Here is a 25,313-nt window from a genome sequence, read left to right as displayed (position 1 = left end):
TGGTTTTAAACTTAAAATAACATACCCTTAACACAATAGAGTATAAACTCTAGGGACTTTTAAGGAGTGCAAATGCAACCTCGCCATATTGCTGAATTAATTTTAACGGGTTTTAAAAGGCACTATCAGTTATTTCAAAAAACAACAGCCAAAGCCCCTCTTGCCTTTGCAAAAAAAGATTGGCAAGCAATTAATGATATCAGCCGTTTGCGTATCAGCTATTATGATGATCGTGTTAACGAAACCACGCAAGCGCTAAAAAAAGAAACCCCAACCGAACAACTCGATGAAAGCCTATGGCTTGAAGTTAAAAAGATATATCAGCATTTTTTATGTTTTCATCCCCAAGCAGAGCTCGCCGAAACTTTTTATAACTCTGTATTTTGCCGGCTGTACCATAGGCGCTATTTTCATAATGACTTTATATTTGTAGAAGCAACCTTAAAAGATGCTCCTTCAGTGCCTGTAGAAGCAGAATATAGAACATACTTTCCTGTAGTTGATGGCCTAAAACCAACAATAAAACGCATTATTAGTCATTTTGATTTTAAGGCCCCATTTGTAAATTTAGAGCGTGATATCCGCCTCCTTGTTAAAGCTTTTTATAAACAAGCCCCCGATACACATCACCAACCTTGGCAAATGCGCTTTGATATTTTACACACACCTTTTTATCGAAATAAAGCAGCCTATATTGTTGGTCGTGTTGTTTCAAAAAGTGGGGTTCAGCCCTTTATAATCGCTGTATTACACGATGGAGATAACGGATTATATTTAGATGCACTTTTAACTAAGTCATCTCAAATGCGTGTTATTTTTGGCTTTGCCCGCGCCTACTTTATGGTAGAGACTCACGCACCTTCAGCACTTGTTCGGTTTTTAAATCAACTTATGCCAAACAAAACACTTGCTGAGCTCTATAACGCAGTGGGTTTTCATAAGCAGGGTAAAACTGAGTTTTACCGAGAGTTTTTAAATCATTTATCTCACTCTAGTGATGAGTTTACAATTGCACCGGGGACTCCCGGTATGGTGATGATGGTATTTACCCTCCCCTCATTTGGCTATGTTTTTAAAGTAATAAAAGACAAATTTGGTGAGAGTAAACCCTTTGGCCGTGATACCGTATTAAAGCGCTATCAACTAGTAAAAAACCATGATCGCGTTGGCAGAATGGCCGATACCATAGAATATTCTAACGTCGTATTTCCTTTAGCGCGTTTTGATAGTAATTTACTTGCGCAATTACATAAAACAATTGGCTCATCAATGGTAATTGAGGGCGATTGGTTGATCATCAAGCACTTGTATATTGAACGGCGAATGACACCTCTTAACTTGTTTTTAGAAAATGCTGATGAAGAAAGTGTCGCCGACGCGATTGAAGAATATGGGCAAGCCCTAAAAGAAATGATTGCTGTTAATATATTCCCTGGTGATATGCTCTTAAAAAACTTTGGTGTAAGTAAGCACAAACGTATTATTTTTTACGATTACGATGAAGTTCAATACCTAACCGATATGAACTTTAGAGCATTACCAAAAGCAAAGAGCTATGACGACTATTTAATGGATGAACAAAGTTACTCTGTTGCACCACAGGACGTATTTCCTGAGCAGCTTTGTACATTTGTAATGCCAAACCCTATGTATAAAAAGTTTTTACTCAGCACTCATCCTGAGCTTATAGATGTTAGCTTTTGGAAGCAGGCACAACAAAATATAAAAAATGGTCAGGTAAGTCATATTTACCCATACCCGACAGCACAGCGCTTTATTCACCACTGGTAAGCGCTAAAGGACACACAATGAATATAAGCAAAATAGATTTAAATTTACTCGTTTACCTCGATACATTGCTTCGAGAATGCAACGTAACACGCGCTGCTAATCAATTGAGTATAACGCAACCTGCAATGAGTAATGGCCTTAAACGTCTTCGTAACTTATTTAACGACCCTATTTTAGTTCGTACCAGCGATGGTATGGTGCCTACCGAGCGTGCTTTGGAGTTACAACCCGTTATTCGTGGCATATTAATGACCCTTGAAGAAACTCTAGCTCCTAATCGAGAATTTGAGGCAAGCCAAAGTAAGCGTGTGTTTAGAATAATGGCCAGTGATTACGCTGCAAGTACATTAGCACCAAAGCTTTTAAGTAAATTGCACGAAGAAGCCCCTGATACTACTTTAGATATACTCACACCAAGTGATGTCACCTTTCATGATGTAGAAAACGGTAAAGTAGATATGGCAATCAACCGTTTTGAAAACTTACCACAGTCTTTTCATCATAAACGTATTTGGAAAGATAGTTTTTGCTGCTTAGTAAAAGCCGATAATCCTATAATTGAAAACTTTAGCCTCGACAGCTATTTAAAAGCGCGCCATATATGGGTAAGCAAAACAGGTTTTGGTGTAGGTGTGGGCATGGACCCTAAAGATGTGCAAAAACTTGGCTGGGTTGACGAAGCACTTGCTCACTTTGGTAAGCATCGTAATATTGCCACTTTTACGCGTAACTACCATGTAGCAATTCATTTAGCTAAAGAGAAAAATTTGATTGCGACCCTTCCTTCAAAAGCCGCAAATATATATTTAGATGATCCGGGGCTTAAAATTTTAGAGCCACCATTTCCAATTCCTCCTTTTGAGCTTGATATGATTTGGAGCCCACTGTTACATCGCGATGCGAGTCACATTTGGTTACGTCAAAAAGTAGCTGAAGTAGCTGAAGAGCTAAAATAACTTTATTACACAATATAATGTAAAAATTGCTAGGTTAATTTTTTGCCTGTTAACTTAGCACCCTACTGAGACAAAATTAAACCAATAAAATCAAACAACTACATAACCATTGAAACGTGGAACATACATTGCTTTTATTAAATTGAACTATACATTCATTTAATTAAAGAGGTCATTATGAACACCCATCAAGGATCAGAAGTAAATCATATTACTGACATCATTCAAGTTATGAACAGCGGCATCGATTTTTATCAAAAAGCACAGGAAAAAGTTGAAGACCCTGCTATTGGTGCACTTTTTCAGCGTATGATAGATGCCCGAAAAGTGAGTGTTGAGCGCTTGCAGCCATATGCAATTAATGAAAAAGGCGAACGCGAAGATGGCTCATCTTTCGCAGTTGAAGCACGACGTGCGTACACAGCCCTATTGACTACTTTCACCTCACACAACGACAGCACGTATGTAAAAGAGCTTGAAGAAGTAGAAGATAAAACCCTTGAAGAAATTAAAGCAGCAATGGATAAACCGCAACCAGCTGACTGCGAAGCTGCACTGGCTAAAACATTATTAACAATGCAAAGCTGCCATGCAGAAATGAGCCGTATGCAAAAGCATTAAGCTTACATAGCGCATAACTAGAACCCAGCCTCGAGCTGGGTTTTTTATTGCCTCTAATACCAATCTGCATAGTTTTTTAAGCAATTTAACAAATTGCATTACATTATAACGATACTAAATAGACCCCATATATAAGCATAACGGTATAAACACCACCTTATTTCACCACATTTTAAAAACATAATTAGTACAAATATTTAATGTTATTAGAATATTTATTTAACCACGCTTTATTTTTGCTGTGCTAATTTTGCTGTGCTAATTTTGTTAATAGGTACCTAAAACCTTGCTGTGGCGCCGCAGCATTTAATTAAAAATAAGGTCCAATATGAAAAGCAAACTAACCAAGCTGCAAAAAAATGCTGATGTAGATATGACCCCGATATTAGACATAGTGTTCATATTACTAATTTTCTTTATTGTAACTACATCTTTTGTAAAACCTGTGGCTATTGAATTAAACCGACCACTCGACAGCCCTCAAATAGATAAGCCTGTTAAAAATGCTTTATTTAGAATTGATGAAAGTAACGGAGTATATTTTTCTGGGAGGTTAATTGATTTAGAGCAAGTTGCGACTAATTTAGCTATGTTCGCGGCTGAATATGAAATAAGTTCAGTACTTATAACCGCAGACGAAAACAGTACACATAATACTTTAATAAATGTAATGAATAATATTAAGCAATACGATGATTATTCAATAAGTTTGATTTCTAAATAAAATCAGCCCAAACTAAAACCAAAAAAAGGGCCTTACGGCTAATGCCAGTCAGTTAAGCTGACTGGCATTTTTCTTTTTATGGGGATACTTAGATGGTTTTGGCTTAACCCATCGGGCTGAGGGATCCCCACTTTATCCAGCGGCCTCTTTTTCGTAATTCAAAATAAAGTTTTTTAAACTTTTTTCTATATAGCTTTGTGTAATACGTCTCTTACATAGCTTTATGACTTGCTTGGCTAAGGTTAAAAATGAAAGAACTCGGCGATTCTTAACGCTATTTGCTTGAAATTTTATATGCCACTTTCTTTTTTCTGCTTCACACCCTATAAACCATAACGCAGTGCTCGCTATTGTGGCTATCAAGCATAATATTCCTATTCTATTTATGCCGGTGCTTTTACTAAAACGCCACGAAAAACCATATCTCAAACTTTTGTCATCGCGGAAATTTTGCTCTATTTGCATTCTTTTACTATATAAACCAACTACTCGCTTACTCGTCATTGTATTGTCTGATGTCGCGAGTAACCATGGCTCTTTAGCTAAGTTTTGATACATTTTTGTATCTTTCGTAAATCTGCTTTTTCCTTTTCTTCCTTTATTTTTTCCATGATATACGTGTAAAAATGCATCGCATGCTGCCGGGCTGGACTGAGTTAGTCGTGCTTGACCTAACGCCTTAGGTATATCGCTGGCACCAGCCCTAAGTTGTTTTAATGTATGCCATTGTGATTGCATGGCTAGTTTACACTTCATTGAGCCTCTTAATCGACCTATCATATGCCAACCAAGTTCGCGTACTTTACTATACCAAGGCGTAAGAAAGCCGCCGTCTGTTACAATATAGACACTAGGATGTCGTCCAAGCACTTCATAAAATTCATCTAAAAACAGGCTGTTGGTTGCTGGGCTATCAAAATCCTTCTGCTCAACAATCATGTTATAAATCACGATAGAGCGCCCATCCACAAGTAAGCTTGCTCGCAGTAAGTGATAGTCGTGACCACAGGCACCGCTCCAGTCAACGGCAATTGCAAGCATGGGTAAAGAGTCAATAATAGGATGAGCTAATGCTTCATAGATAGCGACCCTTTCATTGTAGAGGTGAGTATTTTTTAAGAAGCGATCAACGCGTTTTATTTTATGTTTTACATCCACAGCGCCAGACAAATTTCTGCCGATTTCAGTTAAGGTAAGTTTATTGCCCGAAATTAATGCATTACTGCAGCTTAGTAATGTTTTTACTCTGGCATTATTGAATGGCGCTAATGCATGTTTAAAGTACTTATGGCAAACTGATGTCTCAGGCATAGCAGTTGTGACTTATGTGGGTTGTGGTGATTTACATAAGATCATAAATTGCTGTGCCTGTCACGTTTTGGGGATTCGTCAGCCCAAAGGGCAGCGCATGTTTGGCATTTATGCTGCGTTATCACCTATTTATGGGGAATAACCACACTACATAGGCTCTGCCTTGCCCAAATACCAAACATACTGCTGCAAATTCAACCACGAAAGGTCAACACGCCCTGACAATTAGACTAATATTTAGGACGTTTAAATAATACACATTTAAACTATGTGTGTTATTTTAAATTAATGCATTTTATTGGAGCAAACGTAATGAAAAATATACTTATTGTTGCAGCGCTAGCACTTCTTACAGCCTGTACACAAACCCCTGATTGGGATTACGATAAATCAGCCAACTTTAGTAATTTTAAAACATTTGCTTGGGTAGAAAACGCCAGCCTAACTAAAGACACAAATAACTACCATATTAATGGCCTAATGGAAAAACGTGTTCGCACTGCCGTTAACGCAGAACTGAGCCAAACACTAGGTATGAAATTAGTTGATGCAGCAAATGCTGATGTACTTGTTAACTATCATGCATCGGTAGATAAAGAGCTTGAAGTAGATACATTTAATGTAAACTACCGCCCGCATTGGGGTTATTGGGGTACTGGTTTTCAACGTGACACAACCGCGCGTGAATACGAAGTGGGCACACTGATTATTGATATTGTGGATCGTGAATCTAACCAGCTAGTATGGCGCGGTGCAAAAGAAGGCCGATTAAAGAAAAACCAATCGCCAGAACAACGTGAAGCATCAATTAATAAAACAGTGAGCGAAATTTTAAGTAACTTCCCGCCGCAAAAGCAGCAGTAAGTTAAAATTAGCTATAAGTAAGTTTTAAAAAAGCTCACAGTACGTGAGCTTTTTTGTGGATGTGTATTTTTGGAACTTTTAAAATAAAGTAATTACGAGCTGCGCTCGTCACGTCAGCAAGCTGCACGTCTACAAAAAAACACCGTGTTAAATTTACGATTTATACTTATGCAATAACTCAAGCGGTATATGGCAGTAATCATCAGGGTGATTAGTTAGTCGGTCTTGATGCTCAGGATCGCTTGGCACGTAGTTAGTTAGCAGCTCTACCCCTACCACAATTTTATCGGCATCACTGCGCTTATTTATATAATTGCTTGCTGCATCTAAATGGGTTTGGTTTTTGCTGTAAATAGCAGTGCGGTATTTAGGGCCTACGTCATCCCCTTGTTTATTAATGCTGTATGGGTCAATAATTTCAAAAAAGTAGTCAAATAACTCGTTTAAGCTAACCGCTTTTGGATCAGAAATGACCTTTACGCATTCGGCATAACCATCATATTCGCCGTTAGTGGTTTTGCTTGTACCATTAGCGCGCCCTGCTTCAGTACTTATTACACCAGGTAAGTGCTTTAAAAACTCTTGTACGCCCCACAGGCAGCCACCAGCAAAGTAAATAGTATTATATTCTTTAGTATCCATTATAAATGTTACCTAATAAGTAATTATACCGATTGCATTAAAATAGTGTTCTATTATAGCGCCAAGAAAATAGCGCAATAACAAGGCGAAAATTATGACATATAGTTGTTCTATATAAATAATTTTTAACGCAGTGAGTGCGCTATTTAATACGATAGAATGACCATGTTTTTAATAAAGCCGGTATTACGTAAATGGTTATCAAATGCAGTTATTAACAAATTAATGTACAATCGCGCACAAAATGACTGCTGTTACATTTAGTTATTTTATCATGCTCAAATATAAGCTTTGAAATTAATTGTAACCGCAGCTACAAATAAAAAATGACGAGAAACACATGAATCGCACACCACACCTTATAATACCTGCAATATTATGCAGCGTTACTGCATTTGCTAATGCTAATACGCTATCTGATGAGTCACCAATCGAGAAAATAACGGTTGAGGCCTCACCCACTGCAAATAAGTTGCCAGTAGGTACATTCGACTCACCTATTTCTAATTTAGAATATGACCCTCGTGTTGACCTTCAATCGCGTAATATGGCTGAGGCGCAAGCTGATGTAACTATTCGTGGTGGGATTTTTGAAAACACCGGCTTTAGAGTAGGAAGCGCTACTCTACTTGACCCGCAATCTGGCCATTATTTTGCTGAAATACCCATTGCACCGCAAATGCTAACCGGCCCAGATGTTTTAACTGGTGCCGATAACGCACTTTACGGTATGAATAGCTCTGTAGGTACAGTTTCGTTTGATTGGAAACCGATTATTACTGGCGGTAGTGTATCCCTTGGTACTGGTACAAACGACTTTAATCTGCAAAGTATTCACGCTGCTAAAAACACACAACTTGATAGCTTAGCTAACTATACTCTGGGCTTTGAAGGTGAGTATTCTCATTCGCAAAGTGATGGCACCATTGATAATGGCGATCATGACTTCTCGCGCGCCTCAGCTCGCGTGCAATTAGCAAGCGAGCACAGCCAAACAGATTTGTTTTTTGGCTCACAAGATAAGTTTTTTGGCTGGCCTAACTTGTACACTCCTTTTGGCGTTAACGAAACTGAAGATTTAGAAACCCGCCTTTGGATGCTTAACCACAAGCAAAGCTACGCTGATAACAGTCACTTTGAAGTATCTGCTTATTATCGTACCCATGACGATCACTATATTTACTCGCGCGAAAATCCAAGTGCATTTGAAGCTTTTCATAAAAGCGAAGTTAAATCGCTTGGACTTTCAGGTCGTCATGAACAAAGCGATGCACTGGCAATAAATTACTCTGCACAATTTATTGATGACTCGATAGAATCAACAACACTTGAAAACAACTTTACTTCACGAAAGTATTATAAGCTGAGTATATTGCCTGAATACACAATAGCGCAAAAAAACCAACAACTTACCTTTCGTTTAGGCGCAGCCTACGACGATACAAATCGTGATGACGCTGAAGTATCAGCTATTGGTGATATAACCTTAAACACCCAAAATAGTGACGGCACAGCGCAAACTATTTATTTATCATACGCGCAGGCGAGCCAAGTTGCAGGCTACACAGCCATTGGCGGCAGCGATTCTGGGGGATTATTTAGAAGTAATTACAATCTTGAGCGCGAAACCACTTCAAACTTAGAGCTAGGGTTATTGCTTGAAGAACAAAGCTGGCAGTTAAATTCGGCTATTTTTTATCGAAAAGATAATAACTTAACCGATTGGACCTTTAATTTTGATTCAACATCAGCGCGCTTTGCAAACCCGGTTGATATTGATACAGCTGGGGTTGAATTTTTAGCGACTAAGCACTTTGATACAGCAAAACTTATAGCAAGCTACACGTATTTACATAAATCAGAAAACTACGGCGCAGCCGATATTGATGCCAGCTTTTACGCGTTAAACTTTCCTGATCACCGTTTAACAATTGGCGCTGTGTACAACCCAACTGATATTTTAGAATTTAGAATAGATAACGAATGGCGTACACAACACAAAAATGCACTTAGAAACGGCAGTGACAACGCGTTATTTACCCAACTAACGCTTAAAATAACCCCGCCACAGTTGAGTAATTTATTTATCACCTTAGCGGCAGATAACTTATGGGATGAGTCGTTTGAAGAAATACCAGGTACACCTGGGCGCGGTGAGCAATATACGTTAAGCGCAACGTATAGTTGGTAGAGTTGAGCTATCACGTTCAAAGACCTGTTTATTTAAAATAGGTCTTTGAATAAATATTTAGCAAGGAATAAACACCATACTAAATATTAAGAGCTTTGATTACTCAGCTTATATTGAACCAGAACGACATTGTCTTTTTCTTAGCTCATTATCAACTTGTAAAGGGCGACTAAGCTCATCTGTAAGAACCTTTGAAACAACCGTACCGGTTTCAACTTCTTGTATCCAGATTGATATTTTATTCCCATCCCTTTTTCTATTTAACATGTAGCTTTTATTAGGGAATCTAAATTAACGTTAAAATTAACAAAAGCTTCTTTTTGACTATTTAAAGCATCAGGGTTTGAAACACTCGCCTTTACCCATAAATGATGCTTACCACTGATATACTGCTTTGGTTCAGCCCATTGTGTAGGTTTTTTGTTAAAGCACATCAAGTGGACATATTCTAGATCTACTCCCTGCTCTCTTTTAAAGTTTTCGAGTCTGAAGTGATCTTCTTTAATATCGGTTTTAATGGGTAAGTTTGAACAACCTAATAAAGTCACACCTAATGTAAATGCTGTAAGTAAATTTTTCATTTTTCTTTCCTTTTAAAAATTAAGATTGAACGAAATCACCTATAAATGAGATTTATAAAAAGTATCTTACAGTTACCTATATTAGCAACAAAGTTAAATATATCTAATATTTCGCCATAAAATATATTAACGACTGCTTTTAATAACCTTGTGAAGATTTTTATTAATAATATATTGTAAATAGATGTGTATTAAAATGAGGATTAAGTTAGCTCTTCAAGCTCTGTAATAAGTGCTAAAGCTTGTGCATTTGTTGACCCGCACACATCAAGCGTGGCGCTAAAATCACTGCATACTTTAGGTCGGCTTGAATCACCAAATAACTTACATAAATTACGTTCATCTAGCTGAATACAGCGCTCTCCGGCTTTTTTACCATTTGGCATACCTAGAATAGGCGAACTAATACTAGGCGCAATACAACATGCGCCGCAGCCTAGCCTGCAATTCATCGATTCGGTTTTCATAATTTCCTCGGTATAAAAAACACTTACTTTAATTTCTTTTTAGGAACTTAATTAGTCGCATAGTAAGTTGTAACACACACATGTAATGCTTTGTTACATCTTAAAACAGCTTGTAAACACTTTATTGCGTATTATTGCTCTGTCACCACCAATTATGAAGGAATGCCTTGTGGCTACTACAAAACAAATAATACTCCCAATCGCTGTTTTAGCAGGCGGTATTGCTTTAGCTTTCGCCTTTATGGCAATGAAAAAACCACCCGAAGAAAAGCCAGAGCAAGATTTACGTCCTTTAGTAGCAACACAAAGCGTACTTTTAGATTCTATAACGCTAGATGTTAAATCGTACGGCATTGTTAAACCAAAGTATCGTACCGAGCTAATAGCACAAGTTAGCGGGCAAGTTATTTCGGTATCAGATCAATTTGTTGAAGGCGCGTTTGTAAAGCAAGGCGATATTTTAGCACGAATTGATGCAAATGATTACGAGGCAGACTTTATTGAAGCGCAAGCGGGTTTAGCACAAGCAAGCTCAGCACTTGAAATAGAACGCGCGCAAGCACATGTCGCTCAAGCTGAGTGGGAGCGCATTAAGTCAGACTCAAGCGACGCTATTGCATCAGAACTTTATTTGCGAAAACCACAACTGGCAGAAAAATTAGCGCGTTACCGCTCTGCTCAAGCAAGTGTTAAGCGTGCTAGCCGCAATCTTGAACGTACTTATATTAAAGCCCCTTATGATGCCATTATTAATGAGCGCACAATTAGCTTGGGTTCAGTAGTAAACCCAGGTAACAGTTTTGGCGCACTAAGCGCAACCTCAGTTGCAGAGGTACGTTTACCCGTTGCCGACCAAGAACTACAATATTTAAAAAATGGCGGCGTAGGCTCAAATGTTACATTTAACGCAGAATACGCGGGTAAGCAAACAATGTGGCAAGCCAAAGTAATTCGCACCGAAGGTGTGGTTGATCAAACAAGCCGTATGAGCTACTTGGTTGCACAACTTGCAACACCTTATGGCGATAAAACACGCCCTCTTCGTTTTGGTTCATACATTAACGCTACCATTGAAGGTCGCCCGCTTGATAACGCAATAATTGTTGCGCATCATTTAGTTAAAGATAATAAAATTGTAATTTTAAATGACGATTTAACATTATCGTTTAAAACTCTCAATATTATACGCGAACAAAACGGCATGATTATAGCTAGCCAAGGGCTAAAAAATGGCGAGCAAATTATTACCTCAGCGCTTGAGTATCCAACTGAAGGTATGGCAGTAAAAGTTGAAGATATTGCGCCTGATAAAACTGATGTAACTCAACTTGCGCTGAAAGAGGAATAATCATGAACACTCGTGAAACAGGGTTAATAGCATGGTTTGCCCGAAATCCCGTTGCTGCCAACCTACTAATGATATTTATATTAGTGGGCGGTATTTTAATGGCGATGACCATTCGCAAACAAATGTTCCCACAGTTTGAAAGCAACTGGATAAGCGTACAAGCAGTTTACCCAGGTGCTGCCCCGCAAGAGGTTGAAGAAGGAATAACCATAAAAGTTGAAGAAAACCTCGAAGGTATTGAAGGCATTAAACGCCTAATTACTTACTCTAACCGTGGTTTTTCACAAGCGTGGATTGAAATAGAAGAACAATACAATCCACAAGAAGTACTTGATGAAATTAAAGTACAAGTTGATTCAATAAACACCTTTCCAGCGGGAATGGAGCGCCCTGTTGTGCGCCGCGATAAGTTTGAGCAAGAAGTAATGATACTCGCGCTTTACGGCGACATGAGTAACTACCAGTTAAAAGAGCTTGGTAACGATATAAAAGACGAGCTACAAGCACTGCCTCACGTTAACCTTGTTAATTTTAACGGCGGCTTAGAATACGAAATTGGTATAGAAGTCAGCCCCGATAAACTGCGCGAATATGGCTTAACATTTAGAGATATTGCAGGCGCGGTGCAAAACTTTTCGGCAAATATGTCGGCGGGGCAAATACGCTCTGAAAATGGTTATATTTCGATGCGTGTTGAAAAACAAGCCTACCGTGGTTTTGAGTTTGAAAATCTGCCACTTATTACCCTTGTTGATGGCGCACAAATTTATTTAGGCGATGTTGCAACTATTAATGATGGCTTTGAAGAAGGTCTTCAATATTCAAAATACAATGGTAAAAACTCACTCTCGTTTGAAGTAAACGCATCAAAAGATCAAGACATTACCGATGTAGCAAAAGTACTTAAAAGCTACATGGCAGCTAAAGAGCCGCTTTTACCTGCAGGCGTTAAGCTATCTCCTATTGTTGATTTAACTTACTACCTTGAAGGTCGACTCGATATGATGGTCGATAACATGATTTGGGGTGGCTTGTTAGTAATGATAGTACTGGCACTATTTTTACCGTTACGCTTGGCATTTTGGGTAATGATGGGCTTACCGGTGTCTTTTCTAGGCGCCTTTTTGTTTATGCCTATTGGCTTTTTAGATGTAACAATTAACCTAGCCTCTCTTTTTGCCTTTATACTTGTACTCGGGATTGTTGTTGATGACGCCATAGTTGTGGGCGAGTCAGCCAGTGCCGAAATAGAAAAATACGGTCACACACTTGATAACGTTGTACGCGGTGTAAAACGCGTCGCGATGCCAGCAACCTTTGGTGTATTAACTACCATTGCGGCATTTTTACCGCAAACAATGGCAACCGGCCCTGGCGCTGCTTTTTCTAAAGCAATTGGTGGCGTGATTATTTTATGTTTGATTTTTTCACTCATTGAATCAAAACTTATTTTGCCTGCACATATCGCAGCAATGAACCCACGTAAACCAAACCCTAAAAATCTATTACATCGCTTACGTATGGTGATTGATAGCAGTTTAAAAAGCTTTGTAAATAACTACTACCTTCCTTTTGTTGGCCGCTGTATTCATTATCGCTATACAGTGATTGTCGGCTTTATGTGTTTGCTTATTGTAAGCGCAGGTATGTTTGCAGGTGGTTTAGTTAAGTTTGTACCAAACCCTAAAATACCGCACGACTTTCCACGTATTGATATAGAAATGAACCTTGCCTCATCTGAGCAAGCAACGCTTGAAACCGCACGTAAAATAGAAAGCGTGTTGTTAAAAGTCGATCAGCAACTACAAGAGCAGTACGGTAAACCGATGATCCGCGATTTATCGGTAAGTCTGCGCGGACGAACGCAAGCAAATATTATGGCCATTTTGGTAGAGCCTGATTTACGCCCTATCGATACCTTTGCCCTAAGTGCATTATGGCGTGAGCAAATGCCCGCCCTACCTGGCATTAAAACCATGACCATTCAAGACAGTATAATGAATGGCGGTCGAGATGATGGCGACGTTAGCTTTAAACTTGAAGGTAAAAATGCTGACGAGCTAAAAGAGGTGGCTGGTAAATTAAAAGCCAAATTACAAACAATGGAAGGCGTTGGCGACGTAAACGACTCAATGCAAAGCGCTACCGACGAAGTGCAACTTGATTTAAAACCACTCGCTTACAGCATGGGTTTAACGCTTGCTGATGTAGCATCGCAAGTTAGCTTTAGTTACTACGGCTTAGAAGCGCAGCGAATATTGCGTGAAGGCGAAGAAATTAAAGTTATGATCCGCTACCCAGAAGACGAACGTAACTCAATTAGTGACATAGCAAGTGTGCGTATTATTACGCCTACTGGCGCTGAAGTTCCGCTAAGTGAAGTCGCTGAAGTTAAATTGGTTGACGGTGTAAACCGTATTCGCCGCGAAAACTCTAAACGTACTGTAAACGTATGGGCTGCGGTAAATACCGACCAAGCCGAACCATTTGCAATTGCAGAAGAAATTCGTGATGAATACTTACCAACATTACTTAAAAGCTACCCTGGCGTTACAAGTGATGTAGCTGGGCGCATTCAAGAAGAGATGGACAGCGCTTCAGAGCAGCTTCGTGACTTTGGTATATCAATGATGATTATATTTGCCTTGTTAGCGATTCCGCTTCGCTCTTACTCGCAGCCACTTATTATAATGTCGGTTATTCCGTTTGGTGTAGTTGGCGCGATGTTTGGCCATATGATTTTAGGTATGACTATGAGCAGCTTATCGATGTTTGGCATTATTGCTGTAGCGGGTGTGGTCGTAAATGACTCCCTCGTTATGGTTGATTTTGTAAACAAAGCACGCGCTGAAGGCGTTGCGATTAAGGATGCTGTAATGCAAGCCGGTGCTCGTCGCTTTAGAGCGATATTACTGACCTCAATCACTACCTTTATTGGTGTAATGCCAATTATTTTTGAAACAAGTTTACAAGCTAAAATTGTTATCCCAATGGCTGTATCACTTGCTTTTGGTGTGTTATTTGCCACAGTAATTACACTGATACTTATACCGTGCCAGTATGTTGCACTAGAAGATGCTAAACGATTAGTACGTAAAATGCGTGGCAAGCCACCACTAGTAGATGCCCAACCAGCGCCTACAAATAGCTAAATTAAGTAACATCCCAACCAAAAAAGCTCGGCATATTATATGCCGAGCTTTTTATTTTTAGCTTAAAAATAATATTCACCTATTTGCTAACAATACTTCTATTACTTATTTTTTAACACGCAGGATAACTTTGGCAACAGTCCTAATAATTGAGAGAAATATTGCTCGTTTTTTATCCCTAATACGTTATGGTATTTAAATAAATAGACATAATAAAATTAAGGAACAGCCATGAATACATCTCCCTCTGATCACATTCCTCAAGAAGCCTTTGATTGGTATGACGAATACGCCCACGGTTTAATGGACCGACGTACTTTTATGAAAAAACTCGGTGGCCTTGCTGCTCTTGGCTTTTCGATGGCTGTACTTACATCAGCATTATTACCTAACTATGCACTTGCTGAACAAGTATCGTTTAATGACGATGATATTAAAGCAACATACGAAGAATTTGATTCGCCAGACGGGCACGGTAAAGGCAAAGGTTACTTAGCAACCCCTAAAAACATAGAAGGTAAGCTTCCAGTTGTGCTTGTGGTCCACGAAAACCGTGGATTAAACCCGTACGTAAAGGATGTAGCAAGGCGCTTAGCTAAAGTGGGCTTTATTGCATTTGCACCCGACGCGCTTTTTCCACTGGGTGGCTACCCTGGTAACGATGATGAAGGACGCGCTATGCAAAAAACTATGGACAGAGCTAAAATTCAAAACGATTTTGTAGCTGCTGCGCACTTTTTAAAATCGCATGCTAACAGTAGCGGTAAGTTAGGCGCTGTCGGTTTTTGTTTTGGTGGCTACATTGTTAATTACTTAGCGGCAGTAGATAGCAACTTACTCAGTGCCGGCGTACCTTTTTACGGCACTCCTGCCAGTGAAAGTTTACGTAAAAATATTAAAGCGCCGCTAATGATTCAATTAGGCGAACTGGATAAACGTGTAAACGCGTCGTGGCCACAGTACGAACAAGATTTAAAAGCTAATAATGTTGAATACACTATGCATATGTATAAAGGGGCAAATCATGGTTTTCATAACGACTCTACAGGTAGATATGATAAAGACAATGCCGAGCTTGCATGGCAACGTACCGTTGAGTTTTTTAATAAAAAAGCTAAGTTAACGAATACGATAAATGCCACCAGCTCTAAGCCAGTGGCATTATTAAGTAGACTAATTAGCTCAGAGCGCTTTTATCAATAATTCCTTTATTTACCAACTGCTGCAAAATAGCTTGGGATTTTGCTCTGCATGCATCACGTAGTAAACGCACCGCCGGGGTTATTGACTGCCTACTTGGGCAAATAAGCCAAAGTTCACCATTAACATGTTGATAATCTTGCATTACAGTAATCACCCTGCCATTGAGTAAATCATCAGCTATATCAAGGGCTGATTTTACAGCCAAGCCTTTACCCGCAACGCACCAGCGCCTTACTAAATCGCCATCGTTTGAGGCGCGCCTACCGTCCATTTTAACTTTATATTTTGACTCACCATCGGTGAATTCCCACGTATTATTTATAATATCCTGCAACTGATAAAACAAACCTTGATGCGATGCTAAATCATCAGGATGCACGGGAGCCCCATTTCGTAAGAGGTATTCGTCAGTTGCACATAACAAGCGCGGTACGTTACAAATTTTGAAACCATAAACGCTAGCATCATTAGGCGAGCCATAACGAAGCGCTATATCAACTGAGTCACGGTAAAAGTCGATATTACTATCACTTATATGCGTTCTTAAACTTAGCTTTGGATAAGTGTCCATAAGTTCATCAATCCATGGGATCACTAAGTTACGCCCTAAGTCAGATGAAAGGGCAACACGCAATTCGCCTTCTATTTCGTCGTGCTCACCTTTAAGGTTTTGCTTTGCAAGCTCAAGTACTGCCAAAGCCTGCTCACATTGTGGTATGTAGCGCTCCCCAGCAGCCGATAGCCTCAAATGACGTGTTGTACGAACAAACAGTTCACTACCAAGGGCTGACTCAACACGTTTAATAGCAGCGCTTGCTGTGGCTGTACGCATATCTAACTTAGCAGCTGCGAGCGTAATACTTCTAAACTCAGCGACTTTTAAAATAAGTTTTAAATCTTCTATGTTCATGTTATCTATTTATATTTGATAATGATTCAACAATTATGCGGTTTATCTATGTTAAAGCAAGGTCTATTATATATATATCAGCTCGCCAAAGCATGGCTTGCACCTTATATGTAAACAAACTAGGACATTTATTATGAAAGCCATTGGTTATAAAAAATCTCTTCCTATTACTAACCCTGAATCGTTAATTGATGTTGAATTACCACAGCCAGTTGCAACAGGTCGCGATTTACTTATAAAAGTTAAAGCTATTGCAGTTAACCCAGTAGATTACAAAGTGCGTGCATCTATGCCCCCTGCTGAGGGTGAAGTAAAAGTTATTGGTTGGGATGCCGTTGGTGAAGTTGTTGCAATCGGCGATGCTGTAACGGCATTTAAACTCGGTGATGCGGTTTATTACGCTGGTGATATTACTCGCCCAGGTAGTAATGCAGAATTTCAATTAGTGGATGAGCGCATTGTAGGATTTAAACCGCAGAGCTTAAACGATGCTGAAGCTGCTGCATTACCCCTTACCGCAATAACAGCGTATGAATTATTATTTGAGCATTTAAACATTGTAAAACAAGCTGCTGATGCAACAACAAAATCAGACGAAGTTATTTTAGTAACAGGTGCCGCAGGCGGCGTTGGCTCTATTTTTATTCAAATTGCTAAAGCGATTACTGGCGCAACGGTGATTGCCACTGCATCGCGTGAAAGCTCACAAGCATGGGTTAAAAAACTAGGTGCTGATTATGTTGTTGATCATACAAAACCATTACCCGCTCAAATTGACGCATTAAACATTGGCTCGGTAACACATGTAGCAAGCCTGCACAGTACTGATACTTACTTAGAAGCATATACAGAGGTACTTGCACCATTTGGTAAAATTGCAATGATTGACGATCCTGAGTCACTCGATGTAAGTAAATTAAAAATGAAGAGTTTATCTCTACATTGGGAATTTATGTTTGCCCGCTCAATGTTTAACGCCAAAGATTTAATTGAGCAAAGTAAGTTATTAAATCATGTTGCCGATTTGATTGACCAAGGCTACATTCAAACAACGATTGGTAAAAATTTAGGCATTATAAATGCGGCTAACCTGCGTATTGCACACGCAGAACTTGAAGAAGGTCGCTCTATTGGCAAAATAGTGTTGGAAGGTTTTTAATTCCATAAATACTAAACACGCGCTGCCTGAATTAATTGAAGGCACCAATGCAATTGGTGTCTTCAGCCAATATTTCGGGGTGGCTATTAGTGTATTTATATTTATTAAAGAAACTATTACCTAATAATATTTGATAATGATTCAACCATATACCTGTTTATCCTATTGTAATAACCCACTACTATCCGTACCTAGCTATATTGATAGGCCTTATTTTACGTAGATATCAATTGAATCAAATAAGTAGAGTGATTTAAAAACACGATATTATTTTTGTAATAAATTTTTAAAAGGGTTTGTTTTTACTAAAACTGACTCAACATAGTAAATACTGGTAAAACACCTACTCAATGGAGAAACTAATGACTCACCCTATTATTAATGACTTAGAAAAGCGTTACACAGCAAAACGTTACGATGCAACGAAACGTGTATCTCAAGACGATTTAGCCGTTATTTACGAAGCTATGCGCCTATCTCCATCATCTATTAACTCGCAGCCTTGGAAATTCATCGTAATTGAATCAGATGAGGCTAAAGAGCGTATGCATAGTACATTTGCTAATAAATTTGCGTTTAACCAGCCACATATTAAAACAGCTTCGCATATAATATTATTCGCTCACAATCCTAAATATACCCGCGATGACTACGCACAAGTAATTGATGCAGACATTAAAAATGGTCGTACACAAGCAGAAAACCGCGAACAAGCTTTTGGTGCTTATGCGTTTGTTGATATGAATACTGATGAGCAAGGCGTTAATGAAGAGTGGACTAAAGCACAAACTTACATTGCACTGGGTAACACTATGCATGCCGCTGCACGTTTAGGCATTGATTCAACCCCAATGGAAGGCGTAGATGCACAGCTGATTGGCGAAGTCTTTGAAAAAGAACTTGATGGTTACGTATGCGACGTCGCATTAGTACTTGGCTATCATGATAGCGCTGAAGATTATAATGCTAAATTACCTAAATCTCGCTTAGCAAAAGAGCAAGTTATTCAGGTTTTATAAGTAATACGTTATAAACTTAAATGATAACAATATTAAAAAACCACTTATTTAAATAAGTGGTTTTTTTGCTTTAAAGCAGTTTAACTTACTTTGCGCTGTGCAGCCTGAATGTATTGCACTAAATCTTCAATAGAAACCACGGTCATATTATGTTTATTAGCATAATCACTCACCTCAGGTAAGCGCGCCATTGAACCATCAGGATTTGTTAGTTCGCAAATTACGCCAAATGGTTTTAAGCCGGCAAGTTGCATTAAGTCAACGGATGCCTCGGTATGACCTCGGCGTACAAGTACACCACCGGTTTGTGCTTTTAAACCAAATACATGGCCAGGGCGCGATAAATCGCTTGGTTTTGCATTATCGGCTGTCGCTGCTTTTATAGTAGTTACTCTATCAGCAGCTGACACGCCCGTTGTAACGCCATGCTTAGCTTCAATAGTGACTGTATAAGCGGTATTATTTTGACTGGTGTTGTGGGTTACCATTTGCGGTAAGTCGAGCTGGTTAATGCGCTCCTCTCCCATGCATAAACAAACAATGCCGCTGCCTTCGCGGATCATTTCAGCCATTTGAGAAGTAGTTAAGTGCTCAGCTGAAAAAACAAAGTCGCCTTCATTTTCACGGTTTTCATCATCAACAACAAGTACGCCTTGCCCTTGCTGTAGTGCAATAATTGCGCTTTGTACGCGGGTATGGCTTTCGCCGAATTGAGTAAGTAGAGACTGAATCATCATTATATTCCAAATAAAAAATAATAGATTCAGGACTGTGAAAGGATCAGTAATTTATCGCCTAAAATTTAAAGCGAACACTACCAAAATAGCTTAAATAAAATAACAAAAAGCACGCAGCAAAATGCAGCGCACACTGTTATACCAATAACATTAAATTAGTGACTAAATATAGCGCTAAGAAAATAGCTCACTTAATGCGATACAACGATCATGTCTTTAACAAAATTGGTATTAGTATAATAAGCCATATTCTCTTTCATCCGGACTGTAACCGTCGGCTCTGGCATCTCACCAGATCTGCTTGACCTTTACTTAACCTAATTACTGTAAAAATAAGTTAAATAAAGCGCTCGCGGGCTCATTTAAGTTACAAATAACATTAAACATACCGCCGGTGGGGAATTTCACCCCGCCCTGAGAATTTACAGTAAGCGTTAGCACTTACTGTAAGCCTATTATACGCTTGTATTTATTTGTTTTTCAAAACTAAACACAATAAAAACTACGAAAGTTGAATATTTAACGATGCGCACTCTACAATACCTTCGTTTATATCTGCAACTAGCGTACAGGTAGCACCATTGACCAAATTTAAGTTAGGTTGAACGTGCCCTATATCTGCATCAAAAATTACAGGAAATAAACACCCACCTAACGCTACATCTAACGCATGGCGATAGTCAAAGGCATCGTAATGACCTTGTGTTATTTCACTTCGCCCTAAAACCAAGCCATTGATGTCATCAAATATACCGGCTAATTTTAATGACAGTAAAAATCGTGCAACGGTTGTGGGTGTAAGCTCTGAGTTTTCGAGGTATAAAATAAGCCCTTCGGGCGCACTGTCCTTTTTAAACTCATGCAGCGCTAAAAATGGCGAGTCGAGCAATAAACCTACGGTATCTAAACACCCACCAAATAACCGACCAGACATTTCTATGGTACGTTTATCTGTGTAGTTTAAACATTGCCAGTTTGTGGGCTCACTCGGGCTGAGTAATTCGTTCGGGTTTTGCGCGTAATTAGGCTTATTTTTTTGGTATAAAGAAGAAGGACCTTGCTCAAATTTACTACTGGCTTCGTAGGTCAGAGTTTCAAATATTTGTAGGCTATACGGATTTTTTTCATCTGGGTGTAACTGCATAAGATTGGCGCTGTGAAGGGTTGCCCATTGGCACTTAGCAGTGAGTGCACATGCAATAGTACTCACATCAGAAAAACCAACTAACCACTTAGGCTTTGCTTCTTTAATGGCGTTAAAATCAAGTAGTGGTAGTATTTCCATTGCCAGCTCACCACCCATTGGCGGCATAATCGCATCTATTTCATCATCTAATAAAAAACCCATTAGCTGCTTAGCATGCGCTTTAGCATTAAGCTGTTCACGTGGTTTGTTTTGACGTAAAAACTCGCCTTCAACAACATCATACCCTCGTTGTTGTAGTCCATTTATAACTATATCTAATCGTCCGTGATACTTTTCTTTTAGCCCAGATGAAAGCGAGCAAATAGCAATTTTAGAGCCTACTTTTAAAGGCGCTGGGTAAAGTATATTAGCCATTGAGTGTTCCTTTTTAATAATACCAACCTGCATAAATCTTTGATCAATTTAACGAATTAAATTGCACTATAACGTCGTTAAAAGTTTTTTATTTAGAACACTAGATATAAAAACTTTTGCCTAGTTCTAGCGTAATTTTCTTAACGTTAAATAGACCCCATATATAAGCAGATTGGTATAAAGTGATTATGTACCTATATCATCATGCTTACTCTTTATACAATATGAACGCTCTTATTAGTATAGTGATTTATTTAAGGCATAAAAAAACCGATGTAAATACATCGGTTTTTATTTAAAACGTTAAAGTGAGTTATGCGTTAAAGATACTCAACTTCAATGATTTCGTACTCAACGATACCTTTTGGCGTTTGAATAGACACTGCGTCGTCCATTTGTTTACCAATTAAGCCACGTGCAATCGGTGAATTAACAGAAATTAAGTTGTTTTTAATATCTGCTTCATCATCGCCTACGATACGGTATTTTACTTCTGCATCAGTATCTACATTTACTATAGTTACTGTTGTGCCAAAAATAACTTTGCCCGTATTTGGCATTTTAGTTACATCGATAATTTGAACATTTGAAAGCTTTGCTTCAATTTCTTGAATACGACCTTCACAAAAACCCTGTTGCTCACGCGCAGCGTGGTACTCAGCGTTTTCTTTTAAGTCACCATGTTCACGTGCAACCGCAATATCACTTACGATTTTAGGACGGGTAACTGTTTTTAATTCGTTAAGCTCTTTGCGCAGTAAATCTGCGCCACGAACTGTCATCGGAATTGATTGCATACTTTTCTCACTTAACACCAAGGCCCTAGTTGGCCTTGGCACATTTCCTTAGTTCAATCGCAGGTGTAGCTCTTGAACTGACGTTACTTTACTACGGTCATCTGCTTTGTTAGCAGTACAGTTAGCAAAAGCTGCGTTCAAGGTTGTCGTATAGTTGGTTTTATTTTGCAATGCACCACGACGTAACACCTTCGAATCTTCGATCGCTTGGCGACCTTCGGTGGTATTAACGATATAGCTGTACTCTTTATTCTTGATATAATCAAGAATATGCGGTCGGCCTTCATATACTTTGTTTACACGTCGTACTTCAATGCCAGCTTCTTCAAGAGCTTGTGCCGTGCCACCTGTTGCGTCAAGTTCAAAACCTAAGTCGGTCATGATCTTGGCTAATTCAACAATGCGTGGCTTATCGCTATTACGAACAGATAATAACGCGCGACCACCGCGTGGTAAAGTGTTGCTTGCACCTAATTGTGCTTTTGCGAATGCTTCGGCGAAAGTATCACCAACACCCATCACTTCACCCGTTGAGCGCATCTCAGGGCCACGAATTGGATCCACCCCCTGAAACTTAGCAAATGGTAAAACAACTTCTTTAACGCTGTAATAAGGAGGGATCACTTCTTTAGTAATACCTTGGCTTGCCAAAGACTGACCCGCCATACAACGAGCCGCCACTTTTGCAAGCGCTACACCGGTTGCTTTTGATACAAACGGTACAGTACGTGCGGCACGCGGGTTAACTTCAATTAAGTACACTTTGCCATCTTTTACAGCAAACTGTGTATTCATTAAGCCAACAACACCAAGCTCAAGCGCCATATCGGTTACTTGCTTGCGCATCACATCTTGCACTTCTTGCGATAAAGAATGTGCTGGTAATGAACATGCTGAGTCACCAGAGTGAACACCGGCTTGCTCAATGTGCTCCATGATACCGCCAATAATTACTTGCTCGCCGTCGCAAATCGCGTCAACGTCAACTTCAATTGCGTTATCTAAGAAACGGTCCAGTAATACAGGTGCTTCGTTTGATGCAGATACAGCTTCGGTCATGTAGCGACGCAAATCGTCTTCATCGTATACAATTTCCATTGCACGACCACCTAGTACATACGACGGACGTACAACGAGTGGAAAACCAATTTCAACTGATTTAAGTAGTGCTTCTTCAGTTGAAGTTACTGTTGCATTTTCTGGCTGAAGTAAGTTCAAACGCTCAACAAGTTGTTGGAAACGTTCGCGATCTTCTGCACGGTCAATCGCATCAGGTGAGGTACCTATTACTGGCACGCCATTGGCTTCAAGCTCACGCGCTAATTTAAGTGGTGTTTGACCACCGTACTGCACGATAACGCCTTTTGGCTTTTCAACACGTACGATTTCAAGTACGTCTTCAAGTGTAATTGGCTCAAAGTATAGTCTATCAGATGTATCGTAATCGGTAGAAACCGTTTCAGGGTTACAGTTAACCATAATGGTTTCATAGCCGTCTTCGCGAAGCGCAAGCGAGGCATGTACACAGCAGTAATCAAATTCAATACCTTGGCCGATACGGTTAGGACCGCCACCAATAACCATGATTTTGTCTTTATCTGTTGGGTTTGCTTCACACTCTTCATCGTAAGATGAGTACATGTAAGCTGTGTCTGAGCTAAATTCTGCGGCGCACGTATCAACACGCTTGTATACTGGCACGATGTTTAATAGGTGACGTTTTTTACGAATTTCAGCTTCAGATACACCAGCAATTTCAGCTATACGTGGATCTGCGAAACCTTTGCGTTTGAGTTTACGTAGGAAGTCGGCATTTAAACCAGCCATACCTACTTCACCAATTTTTGCTTCGTCTTTTAAAATATCTTCTATTTGTACTAAGAACCAGCGATTAACTTTAGTCAGCTCATAAACATCATCAACGCTCATACCATGGCGCATTGCATCGGCAATGTACCAGATACGCTCAGCACCTGGCTCGCGTAATTCGCGGATGATTTTTTCTTTAGCTTTAGGGTCATCAAGTGCAACTATTGGGTTAAAACCTGTTGCGCCCACTTCAAGACCACGTAATGCTTTGTGTAATGATTCTTGTTGGTTACGACCAATCGCCATTACTTCGCCAACCGATTTCATTTGCGTAGTTAAGCGGTCGTTAGCACCGGCAAATTTTTCAAAGTTAAAGCGAGGAATTTTTGTTACAACGTAATCGATTGAAGGCTCAAAAGACGCTGGAGTTTTACCGCCAGTAATATCGTTTTGAAGCTCGTCAAGCGTGTAACCTACTGCTAGCTTTGCAGCAATTTTAGCAATTGGGAAACCCGTTGCTTTTGATGCAAGTGCAGATGAACGTGATACGCGTGGGTTCATCTCAATGATAACCATACGGCCATCTTCAGGATTAATACCAAACTGCACGTTAGAACCGCCAGTTTCTACACCAATTTCACGTAATACCGCCATAGAGGCGTTACGCATAATTTGGTATTCTTTGTCGGTTAGCGTTTGCGCTGGTGCAACGGTGATTGAATCGCCAGTGTGAACACCCATAGGGTCAAAGTTTTCAATGGTACAAACAATAATACAGTTATCGTTTTTATCACGTACAACTTCTGTTTCGTACTCTTTCCAACCAATCAGTGATTCATCAATCAATAATTCGTTTGTTGGCGATAAGTCTAAACCGCGCTCACAAATTTCTTCAAACTCTTCCATGTTGTAAGCAACACCGCCACCGGTGCCACCCATGGTGAAAGAAGGACGAATGATACATGGTAAGCCAATTCGGCTCATTGTATCTTTAGCTTCTTCCATTGAGTGAGCAATTTCAGCACGAGGACATTCAAGGCCAATGTTTTTCATTGCTACGTCAAAGCGTTCACGGTTTTCTGCTTTGTCGATTGCATCCGCCGTTGCGCCAATTAGCTCAACGCCGTGCTTAGCCAATACACCGTGCTTGTCTAAATCAAGTGCACAGTTTAATGCTGTTTGACCACCCATTGTAGGCAGTACTGCATCTGGCTTTTCTTTTTCAATAATTTTTTCTACCACTTCCCAGTGAATTGGTTCGATGTAGGTAGCATCGGCCATTTCAGGATCGGTCATGATAGTTGCAGGGTTTGAGTTAACTAATATAACTCTATAGCCTTCTTCTCTAAGTGCTTTACACGCTTGAGCACCAGAGTAGTCAAATTCACAAGCTTGACCAATTACAATTGGGCCTGCGCCTAAGATAAGAATGCTTTTTATGTCGGTACGTTTTGGCATTATTACTCCAGT

Annotated in this window: 19 protein-coding genes, 1 pseudogene and 1 riboswitch; of the genes and pseudogenes, 11 read left to right on the top strand and 9 right to left on the bottom strand. The window is 39.5% G+C overall.

The window, feature by feature from the left end:
• Positions 1 to 72 precede the first annotated feature (72 nt).
• The 4 genes from aceK (at position 73) to ABX891_RS08450 (ending at position 4,092) form a co-directional block, all read left to right on the top strand.
• Entirely contained in the window at positions 73 to 1,791 is a 1,719-nt protein-coding gene (gene aceK, locus ABX891_RS08465) for a bifunctional isocitrate dehydrogenase kinase/phosphatase (protein WP_197098352.1), read from the top strand.
• Positions 1,792 to 1,808: 17 nt separating this feature from the next.
• Positions 1,809 to 2,747 (top strand): LysR family transcriptional regulator, encoded by a 939-nt coding sequence (locus ABX891_RS08460; protein WP_002961484.1) that lies wholly within the window; start codon positions 1,809 to 1,811, stop codon positions 2,745 to 2,747.
• A 177-nt stretch (positions 2,748 to 2,924) separates the two neighbouring features.
• Positions 2,925 to 3,368, top strand: coding sequence for a ferritin-like domain-containing protein (locus ABX891_RS08455; RefSeq protein ID WP_002961486.1), 444 nt, complete (start codon positions 2,925 to 2,927; stop codon positions 3,366 to 3,368).
• Positions 3,369 to 3,696: 328 nt separating this feature from the next.
• Positions 3,697 to 4,092 carry an ExbD/TolR family protein gene (locus tag ABX891_RS08450; RefSeq protein WP_354629284.1) on the top strand — a complete coding sequence of 132 codons (396 nt, stop codon included), beginning with the start codon at positions 3,697 to 3,699 and terminating at the stop codon, positions 4,090 to 4,092.
• 132 nt (positions 4,093 to 4,224) lie between these two features.
• Here the strand turns inward: ABX891_RS08450 and ABX891_RS08445 are convergent, their stop codons facing one another.
• The gene (locus tag ABX891_RS08445) at positions 4,225 to 5,403 is read right to left on the bottom strand and encodes an IS4 family transposase (protein WP_354629283.1); all 1,179 of its coding nucleotides are present in this window, start codon (positions 5,401 to 5,403) and stop codon (positions 4,225 to 4,227) included.
• Positions 5,404 to 5,715: 312 nt separating this feature from the next.
• Between ABX891_RS08445 and ABX891_RS08440 the strand changes: the two genes are divergently transcribed.
• On the top strand, positions 5,716 to 6,267 hold the full coding sequence (locus tag ABX891_RS08440; protein WP_354629282.1) for a DUF4136 domain-containing protein: 552 nt from the start codon (positions 5,716 to 5,718) through the stop codon (positions 6,265 to 6,267).
• 153 nt (positions 6,268 to 6,420) lie between these two features.
• Here the strand turns inward: ABX891_RS08440 and ABX891_RS08435 are convergent, their stop codons facing one another.
• Positions 6,421 to 6,909: a peptide-methionine (S)-S-oxide reductase gene (locus ABX891_RS08435; protein ID WP_290192564.1), complete on the bottom strand. Its 489-nt coding sequence runs from the start codon at positions 6,907 to 6,909 to the stop codon at positions 6,421 to 6,423.
• 340 nt (positions 6,910 to 7,249) lie between these two features.
• On the opposite strand from ABX891_RS08435, the gene ABX891_RS08430 reads away from it, so the two are divergent.
• Positions 7,250 to 9,100: a TonB-dependent receptor plug domain-containing protein gene (locus tag ABX891_RS08430; RefSeq protein WP_354629281.1), complete on the top strand. Its 1,851-nt coding sequence runs from the start codon at positions 7,250 to 7,252 to the stop codon at positions 9,098 to 9,100.
• 260 nt (positions 9,101 to 9,360) lie between these two features.
• Here ABX891_RS08430 and ABX891_RS08425 read toward each other — a convergent pair whose 3' ends face one another.
• Both ABX891_RS08425 and ABX891_RS08420 read right to left on the bottom strand, forming a co-directional pair.
• Complete coding sequence (locus ABX891_RS08425; protein WP_354629280.1) at positions 9,361 to 9,681, bottom strand: hypothetical protein; 321 nt, start codon at positions 9,679 to 9,681, stop codon at positions 9,361 to 9,363.
• A 203-nt stretch (positions 9,682 to 9,884) separates the two neighbouring features.
• Positions 9,885 to 10,148: a YkgJ family cysteine cluster protein gene (locus ABX891_RS08420; protein WP_354629279.1), complete on the bottom strand. Its 264-nt coding sequence runs from the start codon at positions 10,146 to 10,148 to the stop codon at positions 9,885 to 9,887.
• A 169-nt stretch (positions 10,149 to 10,317) separates the two neighbouring features.
• Between ABX891_RS08420 and ABX891_RS08415 the strand changes: the two genes are divergently transcribed.
• The 3 genes and pseudogenes from ABX891_RS08415 to ABX891_RS08405 all read left to right on the top strand — a co-directional run.
• Complete coding sequence (locus tag ABX891_RS08415) at positions 10,318 to 11,496, top strand: efflux RND transporter periplasmic adaptor subunit (protein ID WP_354629278.1); 1,179 nt, start codon at positions 10,318 to 10,320, stop codon at positions 11,494 to 11,496.
• 2 nt (positions 11,497 to 11,498) lie between these two features.
• A complete protein-coding gene (locus tag ABX891_RS08410; RefSeq protein WP_354629277.1) occupies positions 11,499 to 14,648 on the top strand; it encodes an efflux RND transporter permease subunit in 3,150 nt (1,049 codons plus the stop codon).
• Between the two features lie 231 nt (positions 14,649 to 14,879).
• Positions 14,880 to 15,761, top strand: a pseudogene (locus tag ABX891_RS08405) (dienelactone hydrolase family protein); the annotation flags it as partial.
• Positions 15,762 to 15,825: 64 nt separating this feature from the next.
• Here ABX891_RS08405 and ABX891_RS08400 read toward each other — a convergent pair.
• A complete protein-coding gene (locus tag ABX891_RS08400; protein WP_354629276.1) occupies positions 15,826 to 16,761 on the bottom strand; it encodes a LysR family transcriptional regulator in 936 nt (311 codons plus the stop codon).
• A 133-nt stretch (positions 16,762 to 16,894) separates the two neighbouring features.
• Here ABX891_RS08400 and ABX891_RS08395 point away from each other — a divergent pair, with 133 nt between their 5' ends.
• Complete coding sequence (locus ABX891_RS08395) at positions 16,895 to 17,920, top strand: zinc-binding alcohol dehydrogenase family protein (protein ID WP_354629275.1); 1,026 nt, start codon at positions 16,895 to 16,897, stop codon at positions 17,918 to 17,920.
• A 362-nt stretch (positions 17,921 to 18,282) separates the two neighbouring features.
• On the top strand, positions 18,283 to 18,939 hold the full coding sequence (locus tag ABX891_RS08390) for a nitroreductase family protein (RefSeq protein WP_354629274.1): 657 nt from the start codon (positions 18,283 to 18,285) through the stop codon (positions 18,937 to 18,939).
• 80 nt (positions 18,940 to 19,019) lie between these two features.
• Here the strand turns inward: ABX891_RS08390 and ribB are convergent, their stop codons facing one another.
• The 4 genes from ribB to carB all read right to left on the bottom strand — a co-directional run bounded on the left by ribB (position 19,020) and on the right by carB (position 25,301).
• Positions 19,020 to 19,673, bottom strand: coding sequence for a 3,4-dihydroxy-2-butanone-4-phosphate synthase (gene ribB / locus ABX891_RS08385; RefSeq protein ID WP_290192574.1), 654 nt, complete (start codon positions 19,671 to 19,673; stop codon positions 19,020 to 19,022).
• Between the two features lie 247 nt (positions 19,674 to 19,920).
• Positions 19,921 to 20,102: riboswitch (FMN riboswitch) on the bottom strand.
• A gap of 76 nt (positions 20,103 to 20,178) precedes the next feature.
• Positions 20,179 to 21,237, bottom strand: a complete 1,059-nt coding sequence (locus tag ABX891_RS08380; RefSeq protein ID WP_354629273.1) for a S66 family peptidase — start codon at positions 21,235 to 21,237, stop codon at positions 20,179 to 20,181.
• A 320-nt stretch (positions 21,238 to 21,557) separates the two neighbouring features.
• A complete protein-coding gene (gene greA, locus ABX891_RS08375) occupies positions 21,558 to 22,034 on the bottom strand; it encodes a transcription elongation factor GreA (protein ID WP_149592013.1) in 477 nt (158 codons plus the stop codon).
• A gap of 48 nt (positions 22,035 to 22,082) precedes the next feature.
• Entirely contained in the window at positions 22,083 to 25,301 is a 3,219-nt protein-coding gene (gene carB, locus ABX891_RS08370; protein WP_039487473.1) for a carbamoyl-phosphate synthase large subunit, read from the bottom strand.
• Positions 25,302 to 25,313: the final 12 nt, after the last annotated feature.

The organism is Pseudoalteromonas sp. NCIMB 1079, from assembly GCF_040567695.1.
GTDB classification, from domain to species: Bacteria; Pseudomonadota; Gammaproteobacteria; order Enterobacterales; family Alteromonadaceae; genus Pseudoalteromonas; species Pseudoalteromonas distincta.
Note: the sequence above shows the minus strand (reverse complement) of the source record. Positions and strands in the feature narration are given on the sequence as shown.